The sequence below is a fragment of the Allofrancisella guangzhouensis genome, from assembly GCF_000815225.1.
Classification (GTDB): Bacteria; Pseudomonadota; Gammaproteobacteria; order Francisellales; family Francisellaceae; genus Francisella; species Francisella guangzhouensis.
Genome location: NZ_CP010427.1, coordinates 1,044,033 through 1,058,719 on the forward strand (window position 1 = coordinate 1,044,033; position 14,687 = coordinate 1,058,719).

Consider the following 14,687-nt stretch of genomic DNA (forward strand, 5'->3'; position numbering starts at 1 on the left):
GTATTATTTATTTTCTTTTTCCAAATAGAGGCATATTTGCCATACCTTGCATCGCAGACATGCGTTTCATCATATTTGCCATACCGCCTTTTTTACCTACAACATCTTTCATCATTTTTTTCATTTGAGTGTGTTGTTGTAACAATTTATTAAGATCTTGAATAGTAGTTCCAGAGCCTCTAATAATTCTTTGTTTTCTACTATGTTTAATAAGCTCTGGTTTTTTGCGCTCAAGAGGAGTCATTGAATCTATCATAGCTTCAATTTTTTTAAACATTTCATCGCCTATATTGCCTGGCATATTTGGTATATTTGGTAATTTTGACATTATAGAGCCAACACCCCCCATTTTTTTCATTTGTGAAATTTGGTTCTTAAAATCTTCTAGATCAAAATTTTTACCACTTTTTAATTTCTTAGTAAGTTTTTGAGCAGCATCTTTTTCAGTTTTTTGTTCTATACTTTCTATCAGACTAAGCACATCTCCCATACCGAGGATTTTAGAAGCGACTCTATCAGGATGAAAAGGTTCTAAAGCATCAGTTTTTTCACCAGTACCTAAGAATTTGATAGGTTTACCAGTTATTTCCCTGATTGATAAGGCTGCACCACCTCTAGCATCACCATCAGTTTTAGTTAGTACTATACCAGTTAGTTCTAAAGCATTATTGAAAGCTTGAGCAGTTACAGCAGCATCTTGACCAGTCATGCTATCTACAGTGAATAGTGTCTCTATAGGTTTTGCTATTTTATGGATTTGTTTGATTTCATCCATCATGGATTCATCTATATGTAATCTACCCGCAGTATCTATTATGAGCACATCAGCTAGCTTAGTTTTTGCTGCCTTAATAGCTTGAATAACTATAAAATCAGGCTTATGATTAATATTAGACTCAAAAAAATCAATTTCTAAACTATTAGCTAAAGTTCTTAACTGATCAATAGCAGCAGGGCGATAAATATCAGCACTTACTACCATTACTTTTTTCTTATGCTTTTCTTTTAAATATTTAGCTAATTTTGCTGTAGACGTTGTTTTACCAGCACCTTGTAAACCAGCCATTAATATAACAGCAGGCGGTTGAGTTTTAAGATTTATTGGTGCAGCTTCTTCACCAAGAGCTTTTTCTAATTCTTTTTTTACAAAAGATACAAAAGTCTGATCTGGTGTGAGGCTTTTTTTAACTTCTTCACCGATAGCCTTTTCTTTGATATTCTCAATAAATTTCTTTACCACAGGTAAAGCTACGTCTGCTTCTAGTAGTGATACCCTAATATCACGTAAGGCAGATTGAATATTCTCTTCTGTAAGAGAGGTTTGTCCTTTTAATTTATTAAAAGAAGATTGTAATTTTTCCGATAAACTAGTAAACATAAGTCTATTAAGTTTTCCAACCCTTAGGGTGAATTAGTTATTAATTATTGAAATATTAACATTTTTATAGAAAATATACTATCTTAAGAGATTATACTTATACCAATAACAACAAATAATAGTAAGCAAATTATAATATATGTATAGTTTTTTTCTTTTATAAAAAAGCAAAATTCTAAAAATATTCTAAAAACAGGAAAAACAATTATTAAAAATAACCCAAAATTTATAATTTTTATAGCTAACATCTCTTGACAGTTTGTTATATGTTGAGCACTACAAGTAATAACTTCATAAGTTCGGTAGAAGAAACCTATAACTAAAGTTACTATAGAAATATACAAGTTAGATTTTAAGAATTTATGTATAATTTGGTTTTTGGTCATAGAAATAGCCCCTTACCAATCATTTGAATAGCTGCTATTAAAATAATAATAAAAAATATTATTCTTAAAGTCTTTACTGAGACAAAAGGCATAATTTTAGAACCTATTGTAGCTCCTAATAAAGTTCCTAATGCAACTGGTAGAGTGATTATGCTATCGATATAACCAGCAAAGTAATAAGTCGAAGTAGCAGCAAATGCTGTTATTCCCATGATAAAATTACTAGTTGAAGCACTTACTTTAAATGGAATTTTCATTATCTTATCCATAGCAATTACCTTAAATGCGCCAGCCCCTATGCCTAATAGTCCACCGATAAATCCAGCGCCCAGCATACTTAAAAAACCTAAACCAGGTTTATCAACGTTGTAGTGTATTTCTTGGTTATCAATCACAATATTATCATTAAGTTGTAGTCTTTCTGATAACTTTGAAAAAACTTGTTTCTGATAAATTTGTCTTTTTGAGAAGCTTAAAAGCGCTACTAATACAAGCACTCCTCCAAAAATTAAGAATAAAGTAGCTGATTTTAAGGATATTGCCAGTTTTGCTCCAAGTATTCCTCCAGTTCCTGCTGCTAAGGCTAAGAAAATACCAAGTTTTTCTTTTGTAAGTCCATGAGATTTTAAAGATACCAGAGAGGTTGCTGAAGAGGTGCAGATAATAGCTACTAAAGATGCCCCAATAGTATAATGTAAAGGAACACTTAAAACTGTAGATAGTAGGGGGGTAATAACTAAAGCACCGCCTAAACCAACAATAGAGCCTATTGTCCCACCAAATATTGCTACTAAAAAAATGATTAATTCAAATAAAAGGTTATTTTCCAAAATAAAAGGGTTTTAAGTAACAGTTTAAATAAGAAAAGTATATCATTTCTAAAAAAGTATTTGTTGGAAATATTGAGTTTTCGTTGAAATGCTTTAGAATATAAAGCTGTTTTGTATTTAATTATATAAGTTTAAAAGATAATATAGGAGAATTAGCCACTATGGCAAAAGAAGATTGTATAGAGATGGAAGGAGTTGTTCTAGAAGCTCTTCCTAACACAATGTTCAGAGTTGAGTTAGAAAATGGTCACATTGTAACAGCTCATATTTCTGGAAAAATGAGAAAAAATTATATTCGTATATTAACAGGTGATAAAGTTGTTGTTGAGATAACTCCTTATGATTTAACAAAAGGTCGTATTAAATTCCGTAGTAAATAAATCTTAGATTGTATTTTTAGATACTAGTAATATTCTGTTTGAATCTTGAAGTTCTAGGAAATTAAAGCTCTTTAATCTAACATAATCACTTCTTTTGTGGATCTACAAAATGTTTCTTTGATAAAAAAAATACTAATAATTACACCTAAAGCTGTAAAAACAAGTAAAAGACTCAGACTTATTTTATAATTATCTATAGATGCTTTATTTCCATTAGAAAGTATATCTAAAATACTACTAATAATTGGCGAGCTAATTGCTACAGATAGCATAATTAAAAAATTATTTACGCCTAATCCTGCAGCTCTATAATTAGCTTTGCATTGCTCAGCAATAATTGCAAATCCAATGCTTTGACCACTTGCACCAAGCCCTAAACAAATAAATGCTATGTACAAAACAAATTTATTTACAGGAAAAAATATTATGGTAAATAAAGAAATAAAGGATAAGCAAACCGCAAATACCATTATAGGTTTTCTTCGTTTTAAAGTGTCTGATATAAAACCTAAACTTGGGCATCCTAATCCATAGCCTAACCAAGCTATAGTAATCAAATAAGACCCTAAGTGTGAACTATAACCATTTAATCCTAGAAAATTTTTTGTAGCATTTTCAGATAAGTATTCTATAGCTAGATATGTTGTAGCAGAAAAAATAGCTATCAACCATATTTGTGTATTAGAAAATAAGCTTTTTATTTCATTAATAATGGATGATGGGTTACTTATTACAATAACTCTATTTGAAGTTTCTTGATTATTGTTTTTTACTATTATTATGGTTATTACTGCTAATATTAACCCTATAACAGCAAGTATTATAAATACAAAACGCCAACTTACCCCTCCGCCAGTTTGTGATAGTGAGTCTAATGGACCAGCAGCTAACATAGGACCCATTACACCTATAAACTGAGATAAACCTATGTATAGCCCTACATGTTTATGTGGCAGCCAATCATAAACAGCTATTAATAAACATAAAAAACCAAAAGAAGCACCAAAACCTATCATAACTCTATAAACTAGCGCTGCAGCAAAGCTATTACATAGTGCAAACAACCCAACTCCCAATACACAAACTAAAGTGGCTAAAGTAAGAGTTTTTTTTAATCCTAGTTTGTCAGTAATGATGCCAACTGGAATTTGCATTAATCCATATGTTAGCTGATATGCTGTCGAACTAAGGATACTAAATGTAAATAGACTTAGACTTAAGTCGGTAATTATTTGATCCTCAAACGTTCCCAAGATCGTTCTAAGTAAAAACTCATACATAAAAAAACTAGCACAAGTTAACCAGACTACTATTGCAACCAAAGAGATTTTATTATTCATCATTAAAACTTTCTTTTGCTATTTCTTCCCAATTTTCTATTTTTGCTTCTGCTTTCTCATCATCTTGGAAAGATGCTACTTTAAAAACTAAATCACCTTCCTTTATTAAAGGATAATTATTAATACCTAAGATTATCCCATCAATAGGTGATTTAAGTGAGACGCTTTCATCATTACCAAATGGATCTATCAATTTACCAATTTTTTGGTTTTCTTTTATCCTGGTACCAAGCTTTATTTCTGCTCTTAGAATTCCAGGCTTATCAGAAATAGTCCATTCAGTATCATTAGATACAACAGGCTTTATTTGTTGTATAAAGTCTTGATCTTTTAAAATATCAAACTTTCTCATGACATTTTTAATACCTAAAACCCCTACGCCTATAGCGTCCTCATCAAATTTATTAGCTTCACCAGCTTCGTAACATATAAAAGGTATATCTAGATCTTGGTGAATTTTACGAATACTAGATTTATTCATATTTACAGCAGTTATAACTGGAGTTTGGAATGCTCTAGCCATCTGTATAGAATCTTGATCTTCAGCATTAAAGTAAACTTGAGGCAGTATTTCATGATCTATAGCTCCTGTTTTTAATTGTATTGAGTAATCGACTTTTTTTATGATTTCTTGAGTTATTTTGTATGCATAACGATGCATGAAAGAACCATTTTCATTACCGGGGAAAGCTTGCTCTAATGCTAAACTATGTCTGGTTGTATGTACTAATCCGAAAACATTTAATACTGGTACAGCTATTATTGTGCCATTTAGTTGTTTAGGATTAATATCCTCTAAAAGAGAGTTTATTATTTCAATACTATTAAATTCATCACCATTTACCATACCAAATATTAAAAAACATGGTCCTTGATTTGTGCCATTTAGAATTTTTATTGGTAAATACATAGGGGCACATGAATATTGACCTGGTAATGGCATAGCAAGTGTAGCCATTTCTCCTGCTTGAAAAGTTTTATCAAAAATTTTAAATTTCATAGATCTTCTTTTTAAGCTTAAAAGTGTTTAAGCTCTTATTTATATAATTGTAGGTTTTAGTAGTATAACAAAGCTAAGTTTACAATTCAAAAAATCAACTTTTTGTATGAGCGATGCCATTAAATAAGTCTAGATCCATGAATGTTCGTTTTTTATCTATTTGTAAAAATTGAGTTATAATTAGCTCTAATAAATATAAAAAAGCACTATTAAAATGATTTTCTTTAAAAATGTATCTTATCAAGTTGAGATAAAAGAGTTATTTAATGATATTAGTTTCTCAGTTTTCCCTAATCAAAAAATTGGATTAGTTGGCAAAAATGGTACTGGTAAAACTACTCTTTTTAATCTTATACAGGGGAATTTAACGCCAGATAAAGGTGATATAGAAATAGCTAAAAATACGCGTATAGTTACTGTTAAGCAAGAGATAGATGGTTTTGATGCTAAAGTTATAGATTATGTGATTAGTGGCATTGAATCCCTAAGATCTCTAAAATACAACATGGCGGAGGCTTTAGCTAAGGAAAACTTTATTGAATACTCTAGATACCATGAAGAGTATGAGTCATTAGGAGGGTATTCTATAGAGTCTCAAGCTAGTAAGCTTTTAGCAGGCCTAGGATTTAGTATTAGTCAATTAGAGCAGAAAGTAAAAGAACTATCTGGTGGTTGGCAGATAAGGTTAAATCTTGCTCAAGCACTTTTACAAGAGTCAGATATTTTGCTACTTGATGAACCTACAAACCATTTGGATTTAGATGCGGTTTTATGGTTAGAGCAATATTTACAAGAATACAAAGGTTCTTTGCTTTTAATCTCACATGATAGGATTTTCTTGGATAACGTTGTTAATCAGATTTTCCATATAGATGGAAAAAAACTTGTTACATATGCAGGGGACTACTCATCCTTTGAAAAACAAGTCTATGAACAAAAAACTCTGCAACAAAAACACTTTGAAAAACAGCAAAAGCATATAGAACATTTAGAGAGTTTTATTAACCGTTTTAAAGCTAAAGCTTCAAAAGCAAAGCAGGCTCAGAGTCGTGTTAAAATGCTTGATAAAATCCAACGCATAGAAGCTGTAAAAATTGATTCGGAGTTTAGTTTTGAATTTAAACAAGCAAAAGAACATTTAAATGGTACGTTAGTTAGTTTGCAAAGCGCTGATTTAGGATATGCTCAAAATAAAGTATTAAGTAAAGTAAATTTAGTTGTTTATAATGAAATGCGAATAGGACTTCTAGGTTTAAATGGTGCTGGTAAGTCAACACTAATTAAATCTCTAATTGGTGAAATAAAGCCACTTTCAGGTAAGATTGAAAAACACCCAAACCTTAAGGTAGGGTATTTTTCGCAGCATTCTTTAGATATGTTAGATATGCAAGCTAGTCCTTTGTTACACATGCAAAGGTTGGATACAAAAGCTACTCAAGAAAAACTTAGAACATTTTTGGGTAATTTTAACTTTACAGGAGATAAGGCTTTAGCTAAAGTGGACAGTTTTTCTGGTGGTGAAAAAGCAAGGCTAGCGTTGGCTATGATAGTTTACAAAGAGCCAAATTTTTTATTATTAGATGAGCCTACAAACCATTTAGATATCGGTGTACGTGAAGCTTTGACAGTAGCCTTACAAAGTTTTCAAGGGGCTATTATTCTTGTTTCGCATGATAGATTTTTATTAGAGTCTACTGTTGACGAATACATGTTAGTTGGACAGGGTGAAGTTAAATTTTTTGATGGTGATATGCATGATTATTATAAATACATTTTAGAGATCAAAAAGCTTGAGAATAATGCTTCTTCTGAACTAAAAAATACAGGTATAAAAAAAGAAACTCGTAAACTCTCAGCAGATAAAAGAAAGCAGCTTAAAACTATACAAGATAATGTTAAAAAATTAGAAAAAAATTTAAATAATCTACAACAACAAAGCTTAGAGATAGAAAAGCTGCTACAAAAACAAAACCTATATGATGATAAAGAAAAGTTACAGAAAACTTTGTCAGAGCATGTAAAGTTAAAAGAGCAAATAGATAAATTGGAGCTAGAATGGTTTGAAGCTTTAGAGGAGCTAGAAAGATAATGATATACAAAATTTGTTACAAAATTACTAACTTTTGTCTTAGACTTTCAAACAAATATATCGTAGCAGCTTGAGCAACATTGAGTGATTCTATATTGCTAAGGGTTGGTACCATGGTTTTTTGTCCAACTGAGAAATCTACTATACCATTAGCTTCCTCACCAAAAACCAAAACACTATTATTAAGCTTAAAATTTTGATCATAACAAGATATTCCCTCGTGAGGGGTTGTTAGCCATACTTGACGTTGCTTTATCTGTGAATGATTACAAAGTTCTTTTAAATTCTCAAAATAGCCAAAATTTAGACTAAACTGGGCTCCCATACCAGCACGTATAGCTTTAGGGTTAAAAGGATCTACAGTACCATTTATAAGAGCAACCTCTGTTAATCCAACAGCAATAGCGGTACGTAATATTGTCCCCATATTACCAGGATCTTGGATACGATCTAAGACTAATAAAAAATCATCACTAAGCTTTAGATTCTTAATTTCTGGTTTATACGCAAGTAGTATAACTCCTTGGGAATTATGCGTTTGAGAAAGTTCAGCAAACTCTTTTTCAGGAACTATAACTTTTTGTTCTATATTATAAATTTCATTATCAGTATCTTTAGTTAATATTAGGGCTACAATTTGAGTTTTATCAAGCTTAACTAACGCTTCTTGACAACATCTAAGCCCTTCAATTATATAAAATTGAGATTTTTTCCTACCTTGAAGTGAGTGTAATTTTTTTATTTCTTTTTGGAGCTTTTGAGTCAGAGTTTGCATTTGAGGCAGTGTGTTTTTTATTTTTATAGTTATTGTATGTTTTTTATTCATTAGTTTAAATAGTAATATTAATCATAGGATTGTTATAAACGGATTGCTATTAGAAGCTGATAATTAAATAATTAGTGTGTATGAAGAAAAATCGTGAGTTTAGTCTTACAATACCTTTTCAATCTCAATAGTTTTAGATTCTTTAGTGCATTCAGGTTTTTTAGGCAGTACTACCCAAAGCATTCCTTTTTTAAATGATGCTTTTGCTTTATCAGTATCTACTGTATCAGGCAAAGATAGACTACGTTCATAACTACCGTAATTAATTTCACGCATCATATAGTTTTTATCTTTATCTTGCCTAGACGTGGTTTTTTCTCCTTTAACTGTTAAAATTCCATTATCTATGGAAACTTTAATGTCATCTTCACCTAATCCTGGCATTTCAATCTCAATTTTTAGTTGATTTTTTTCATCAACAACATCTACAGCAGGACAAAGAGATAAGTCTTCAAAACGTTCAATAGAGGAGCTAAATGGTTCAAACCATTCATAGATATTATTAAATGCCTTATTAAACTCATTTTGCGCTGTTGACCAGAATGGCGTGTTCTTACGCTGACCTAAATTAATAGGAACATTTTTCTTAGTAGCTAGCAAATTCATAATTACCTCCTATAGGTATGTTAGAAAAGCAAGTATAGTATCTTTTATTTTCTTAGAATGTGTCATTGATTAAAATCAAGGAATATACATAAAAAGTTAGTTAAATTTTAAGTTACTAATTTAACGTAAGGGGAAGGTAATTATGAAAATAGCAAATTTGATGACAAAAGAGCCTGTAATCCTAAAAGAAAACGCAACTATATTAGAGGCTGTTAAAAAAATGGAAGAATGTGATTGTGGTATTCTACCAATAGTTGATGATGATAAGAATATTAAAGGTGTTATTACAGATCGAGATATTATAGTCAGAGCTATAGCAAAAAATAAAGACTTAAATAAAACTCAAATCACAGAAATTATGAGTAAAAATCCTATCTTCTGTGAAGAAGATGATTCATTACAACAAGCTGTTTCTCAGATGACTCGTCATAGTATACGTCGGGTATTAGTGAAAGATAAAGAAGGAACTTTCTGTGGTATTTTATCTCTTATAGATGTTATTAATCGTGTAAAAGATAAGTCTTCTTTAGCAGATTTATTTAAAGAAGTTAACGTCTAATTTTATAATACTAATCAATTGGCAAATTGCAGGGAAATATTTTTGAGCAATGTTGGCAGACATAAGAGATTAGTTTTTTAGGTTGAGGAATGTTGACATATTCTCCCTTAATTTCAACGTCACAACGTGCATAAAGTTTGTTAATTGCTCTTGAAAAAGTTTCTGGTCTCATACCAAGTTTTAAGGCTAATATGTTTTTTGGATAGGGTAGGTGTATAGTAGTGCTTTTCTGATAATTAGTATTAACATTATTATTTAATCTTAATAAAAAACACCCTATACGCTGTATAGCATTTTGGATAGATAAGTGTTCGATATGAGCATTTAATAAATGCTGCTTTTGCGACATTTTTTGTAAAAAGCTAAATGATAAATTGCTATCAAATGTTAATAATTGCTTTAATTTATCAAGAGGCAAAGTAAAACCCTTAAGATCAGAAATGGCATGAGCCATATAAGCCTCTTCTTTAGATGAGGCTGTAATAAGCGATTCACCATAATAATGATCTTGTGAAAGGATATCAATAATAATTTCTTCACCATCAACACTTATTTTATAAAGTTTTAACCAGCCATTAGTAACATAAAGGAAAGTTTGTAGGCTTTGATCATAGTCTAGAACCAAAGTATTTTTTCTATAAAAAAAACTAGTCGCAATTTTTGCAAGCTGCTCAAGGGTGGTATTTGATGCTTGAGAAAACAGTTCGATAGTCTTTAAAAAACTTACTTGCATAACTATTTATCCCCCATATAGTTACCAATATAAATATGTACTATTTTCTCCCTTTTTATCATTTTTTATCATATAGTAATCCATTATAAAACTTGTCATACTAAATTGGTTTTGGTATCTCAATGTAATTAACTTTTAAAAGCAAGGTTTGGATCATGAATTTTTCTCTTATAGTGCGCGTTTATTTTTATAGAAATTAGTTTTATATGTTAGTAAATAGTTGATTATTAGATAAAATTATTGACTAAAATAAAAGATTTATAAATACATTTTCTAGCAAAAAGTTAATTTTTAAAATTATAGTACTGCCATTGGAACAAACGTATTTTATACTTTTTGCACCTGTAATATTTACAAGTGTCGCAGCTACTTTATTAACCAGACCACTTTGCATATCTACACTAACATGTTTCTATAGCTATACCAAAATGTAGTTACTTGGGGAAGTATTTTATTATTTATAAGTCAATCTATAATATGCTTTTCTCTTAACTTTAGCCTAACATTTTTTTTATTTTCAACACATAATCCTATTTTACACCAATTGTTATAGAATGCGTTAGATTGCGAGTATCCCTTTATTACTCTACTAATCCGCGTAACTATAACTTTATGTCTTCTTTCACCACACCAAAAAAAAGCTTTTAGATCAATTAAAGCCCTATTATTGCCTTTATTATCTTTTAAAAGCTTTGGTACTTGTCGATTTAAAGAATTTGCATAATTAATTTCTATAATTTTTTTGTAACCAGTTGTCTGTTTATATTTAAGTTGGTTATCAGGAATAATAACTTCAGCACCATTACCATACAATTCCTTTAGTTTAGAACTTACTTGACCTTCGGCCGGGATCCTGGTAAAAAAGGGTCATGTTTGTTTTCTACTCTGAATATTAAACTCTAGTGGTATTGATGTTTTTGACTTTGATAACTCAAAAACACCGTAACGATTTATATTTTCCCTAAAAAATGGAGATAAAATTGATAAGCTGTCATTATTATATTCAATCCCTTCATTAGCTAATTGATTAAGCACTTTGGTTTGATTTGCTACGGTATGAAACATAACTGCATTAGCAGTCATTCTACCAAAAGAGATAATTTTCTTTTGGATATTGAGATTATTTTCCTCAATGGTGCCATTTTTTCCAAAAGTAATCCAATCAATAAAATCATTAAATTCCTCACTCTTACAAGTTGCAGCTTGGATTTTCCTACGCAGATCAATATCTGATATATAATCTAAAAGAAAAATAGTTCGGATAACACGTCCTAGCTCCCGAAAAGCTTGATGTAATTTGTTCTTTTTACTTTTGTAGCATAATTTTTTTAAGATAGTTGATGCTTTAATTTTTCCATTTTGAATTGACATAACAACACGTAACATATCGTGATACATTAATTCTATCAATTTCCAGTCTGGTTCTTTTGATGTAAAGATTTCACTGATATTTTGATATGATTTTTCATCCATATTAGCAGGACGATAAAAATTAAGGTGTTTAAAACTTCTAATTCTTGGCATTAGTCTAATTGCCAATAAATATGCAAAGCCAAATACAACTTCATTTTGCGCATGAGTGTCCCCATGTATAGTATCAGGTCTTAAAGATTCCTCAATTTCATAAATTCCATCAAAAATATATATAGCTTCATATACACCACAAGGAATAAAATTCCCAAATAATGCAACATATTGGTCAGAAACATGATAGTATCCAATCCCGCCATACTTTCCATAACGAATGTGATGTTCTGCTAATAAATTATTAGTATACATATCCCAATATGTGCCATCAACAGAAGCACTCTCACCATTTCCCCATATATATGGTAGGTCAAATTGCTTATAAGCTTCAATAATTGCTTCGCTTATCTTATTGAGCCTTACTTCTGTGATATGGTGATTGAACAACCAGGCTATTTGTTTTCTAGAATATTTTTTCAAACATCTTTCAGCTTGAACAGGACCAACATTACATCCATATGCAAACCAGGTAGCAATAAACCTTAACGCATAATCTTTAATTTTAGATTCATACCCTGATAGTGGCTTTAACTTATGACTGAGATTAAGCCAATTTTCAACCTCTAAGAATACTGAAATAATATCTGTTAGCGGCATTTTTGATGCGACAAGATTTGAAAAATCTTGGCGCGGTTGACTTATTTGTTGACTCACAACACGTTTTAATACAGGTTCACTATTTACTATGCTTAAGTATTCGTTTTTAATAAAATTCTTGTTTGTCTTTTCAGCAGCCTCTTGATGTTCAATTTGTAGATGTTCTACAAATAATTGAGGATCTTTTGGTTTTCCAATTAGTTCAGTATAAGGCGTCAGATTTTGATAAAACTCTTCCCATGAAATAAACTGTTTGTTTGGATCGTCGTGATCATAACTATTTAAAACATAAGCATCTGCACAATTGATTTCATCTATAATAAACTTGAAAATAGATAACTCAAATTTTCTTTTATTTATAGTCTGTATTTGGTTGAGACTACGTCTTGATTTTAGATTTGTAACAAACTGAAACCATTGGTCATCAAGCCACGCAAGGTTATTGAATTCATTCACATCAATTTCAAGCTCGTCGCTATGACTTCTTTGGTGTAACAACATAAATTTAATAAGCTTTTCAATTAAATCATCTTGTGACGATGATTTAACTTCAATCTGCTTTATAAGTCGGAACATAGCATGTCGCTTTCTCAAATAATATTCCAGCATCAGCGGCAGAGTATTATCATCGGCATATAAGAGATGTTGGTCACAAGCTGTGATAGTCGCATCAACATCATAAGGCAAGCTTTGCTCAATCAACTCTAACTTTTCTTGTGCTGTTTCCGGTGTTTGTTTACTTGCGGTAAGCACTTTTCTAAAGCTACTTATTAACTGATCAGTTATGTTTTGACGGGCCTCTCTAATTTTTGATAATTCATCTGTTGCATCATTTTCAATATTACGTAACCAGCGAGCTAATACAGAAATAATACTATCAAGTGACTTTGCATATTGCTGATACAATAACATAGCAGATAATGTATATCTCTTGATTTCTTTAATACGACGCATATCTGAAATATCTAATGCTATCGCTTCAGCCACATATTGGTCTAAACGGTGCTCTGGAATTTTAGATAGGTCTATCGGACTCTGATCCCTCCAAATACATAACTGTTCTAAATAATCCGTAAATGCTTTAATATTATTTGTTGTTGGTTTTTTTAGATCTTGTTTGAGATAAGCCCAGCCACTACTATATTCTTCAAATTTCTCGTCAGATGATAAAAGTTGATCAAAAAATTGCTTTGTCTCTTCGGTTAATTGATCACTAATCGTTTGATATAAATTAGTACTAACAATTAACCTAGAAGCTCGTGCCAACCTTAATAACGTAGAGAATGCCGGAATTTCAAAACTATTTTTAATCAACTCCTCAAGTATGTCATTAATAATATCAGCTAAATTTTCTTTTATGGCAGAGGACTTTAAAGCAGCTGACTTCATAATGGATTTACGTTGTTGCTTACAATTATTGATCTTGAGAAATTTACAGATCAATATTTTATGTCGCTTACGCTGCTTAAGACGCATATAGCTTTGCAGTTCTGTCTTATCTACTTCCACATCAATATAGCTAGCAATATAGTCAACAATTACTTTTGGAATAGCATTAATGGGCGTATGGTAACCCAGACACTGAAAACATTTTAGTGACAGCATAAAACCCAACTGGCTATGTGGTGATTTCTTACTTGTATTATTAGCAAGTAGATATAGCTCTTTCTTTGTTGGTAAAAAATTTTGCTCTAACTCTTGAACAGTTGGATTAGGTTTTAAGCGCGGATAAGCTGTTTCATGAATTGCTGCCATATATCACTTTGAGATTATTTATTATCTTCACGAACATATTTATATAGTGTAGGTTTTGAGATACTAGTCATTTCACAAATTTGACGAAGAGAATGTTTTTTAGCCTTATATAGATCAATAGCTAACTGTCGTTTGTCTTTATTTAGCTTTTTTGGCCTGCCTCCTTGACGACCTCGTGCTCGTGCAGCTTCAACACCTGCACGTGTACGTTCACGAATTAAGTTACGCTCAAATTCTGATAGTGCTCCAAAAATATGAAAAATTAACTTTCCAGATGAACTTGTTGTATCAATAGATTCTTGTAGACTTTTAAAACCTATATTTTGTTCATCAAGTTCATGAACCCATTCAATTAAATGCTTCAATGTGCGACCAAGTCGATCAAGTCGCCATACGACTAGGGTATCATTTTTACGCAGTATTTCTTTTAATTTTTCAAGACCTGGTCTTTCAGCAACAGAACCACTAATTTTGTCGGTAATTATTTTTTCACACCCAGCTTTATTAAGTGCATCAATTTGTAAGTCTAAATTCTGTTCTAGTGTAGAAATACGAGCGTATCCAATTTTCAAAATAACAATATCCGTAAAATAACTCTTATTATTTATTGTAAGGTTTACATTGATTATTTGCCAATATTTATTTACTATTTTATCCTAAGTAAATAGTAAAATGAAAATT

The 14,687-nt window shown here is 30.8% G+C and carries 15 protein-coding genes; 3 read left to right on the top strand and 12 right to left on the bottom strand.

Annotation, left to right across the window (positions count from 1 at the left end):
- Window positions 1-7: 7 nt before the first annotated feature.
- From ffh to SD28_RS04930, 3 genes are all read right to left on the bottom strand, one after another.
- Window positions 8-1,378 (bottom strand): signal recognition particle protein, encoded by a 1,371-nt coding sequence (ffh, locus tag SD28_RS04920; protein WP_039124678.1) that lies wholly within the window; start codon window positions 1,376-1,378, stop codon window positions 8-10.
- 83 nt (window positions 1,379-1,461) lie between these two features.
- Window positions 1,462-1,764 (bottom strand): DUF1634 domain-containing protein, encoded by a 303-nt coding sequence (locus tag SD28_RS04925; protein ID WP_039124684.1) that lies wholly within the window; start codon window positions 1,762-1,764, stop codon window positions 1,462-1,464.
- Window positions 1,761-2,594 carry a sulfite exporter TauE/SafE family protein gene (locus tag SD28_RS04930; RefSeq protein ID WP_039124688.1) on the bottom strand — a complete coding sequence of 278 codons (834 nt, stop codon included), beginning with the start codon at window positions 2,592-2,594 and terminating at the stop codon, window positions 1,761-1,763. The genes SD28_RS04925 and SD28_RS04930 overlap by 4 nt, the downstream gene beginning before the upstream one ends.
- 161 nt (window positions 2,595-2,755) lie before the next feature.
- Between SD28_RS04930 and infA the strand changes: the two genes are divergently transcribed.
- The gene (infA, locus tag SD28_RS04935; RefSeq protein WP_003033733.1) at window positions 2,756-2,974 is read left to right on the top strand and encodes a translation initiation factor IF-1; all 219 of its coding nucleotides are present in this window, start codon (window positions 2,756-2,758) and stop codon (window positions 2,972-2,974) included.
- A 71-nt stretch (window positions 2,975-3,045) separates the two neighbouring features.
- Here infA and SD28_RS04940 read toward each other — a convergent pair whose 3' ends face one another.
- Window positions 3,046-4,314 (bottom strand): MFS transporter, encoded by a 1,269-nt coding sequence (locus tag SD28_RS04940; RefSeq protein WP_039125799.1) that lies wholly within the window; start codon window positions 4,312-4,314, stop codon window positions 3,046-3,048.
- Window positions 4,307-5,314 (bottom strand): succinylglutamate desuccinylase/aspartoacylase family protein, encoded by a 1,008-nt coding sequence (locus tag SD28_RS04945; RefSeq protein WP_039124702.1) that lies wholly within the window; start codon window positions 5,312-5,314, stop codon window positions 4,307-4,309. Before SD28_RS04945 ends, SD28_RS04940 begins: the two co-directional genes overlap by 8 nt.
- Before the next feature lie 214 nt (window positions 5,315-5,528).
- On the opposite strand from SD28_RS04945, the gene SD28_RS04950 reads away from it, so the two are divergent.
- Window positions 5,529-7,403: an ABC-F family ATP-binding cassette domain-containing protein gene (locus tag SD28_RS04950; RefSeq protein WP_039124705.1), complete on the top strand. Its 1,875-nt coding sequence runs from the start codon at window positions 5,529-5,531 to the stop codon at window positions 7,401-7,403.
- 16 nt (window positions 7,404-7,419) lie between these two features.
- On the opposite strand, the gene SD28_RS04955 is transcribed toward SD28_RS04950, so the two are convergent.
- Together SD28_RS04955 and SD28_RS04960 are read right to left on the bottom strand one after the other, a co-directional pair.
- Window positions 7,420-8,178, bottom strand: coding sequence for a TrmH family RNA methyltransferase (locus SD28_RS04955; RefSeq protein ID WP_039125801.1), 759 nt, complete (start codon window positions 8,176-8,178; stop codon window positions 7,420-7,422).
- Window positions 8,179-8,334: 156 nt separating this feature from the next.
- Window positions 8,335-8,835: an Hsp20/alpha crystallin family protein gene (locus SD28_RS04960; RefSeq protein ID WP_039124707.1), complete on the bottom strand. Its 501-nt coding sequence runs from the start codon at window positions 8,833-8,835 to the stop codon at window positions 8,335-8,337.
- 142 nt (window positions 8,836-8,977) lie between these two features.
- Between SD28_RS04960 and SD28_RS04965 the strand changes: the two genes are divergently transcribed.
- Window positions 8,978-9,394, top strand: a complete 417-nt coding sequence (locus SD28_RS04965) for a CBS domain-containing protein (protein ID WP_039124709.1) — start codon at window positions 8,978-8,980, stop codon at window positions 9,392-9,394.
- Between the two features lie 10 nt (window positions 9,395-9,404).
- On the opposite strand, the gene SD28_RS04970 is transcribed toward SD28_RS04965, so the two are convergent.
- The 5 genes from SD28_RS04970 to SD28_RS04985 all read right to left on the bottom strand — a co-directional run bounded on the left by SD28_RS04970 (window position 9,405) and on the right by SD28_RS04985 (window position 14,578).
- Window positions 9,405-10,127, bottom strand: coding sequence for a Crp/Fnr family transcriptional regulator (locus SD28_RS04970; protein WP_039124713.1), 723 nt, complete (start codon window positions 10,125-10,127; stop codon window positions 9,405-9,407).
- 244 nt (window positions 10,128-10,371) lie between these two features.
- The gene (locus tag SD28_RS08095) at window positions 10,372-10,521 is read right to left on the bottom strand and encodes a hypothetical protein (protein ID WP_157698632.1); all 150 of its coding nucleotides are present in this window, start codon (window positions 10,519-10,521) and stop codon (window positions 10,372-10,374) included.
- Between the two features lie 71 nt (window positions 10,522-10,592).
- The gene (locus SD28_RS04975; protein ID WP_039124714.1) at window positions 10,593-10,940 is read right to left on the bottom strand and encodes a hypothetical protein; all 348 of its coding nucleotides are present in this window, start codon (window positions 10,938-10,940) and stop codon (window positions 10,593-10,595) included.
- Window positions 10,941-10,994: 54 nt separating this feature from the next.
- The gene (locus SD28_RS04980; protein ID WP_039124715.1) at window positions 10,995-14,006 is read right to left on the bottom strand and encodes a Tn3 family transposase; all 3,012 of its coding nucleotides are present in this window, start codon (window positions 14,004-14,006) and stop codon (window positions 10,995-10,997) included.
- A 14-nt stretch (window positions 14,007-14,020) separates the two neighbouring features.
- Window positions 14,021-14,578 (bottom strand): recombinase family protein, encoded by a 558-nt coding sequence (locus SD28_RS04985; RefSeq protein ID WP_039124718.1) that lies wholly within the window; start codon window positions 14,576-14,578, stop codon window positions 14,021-14,023.
- Window positions 14,579-14,687 lie beyond the last annotated feature (109 nt).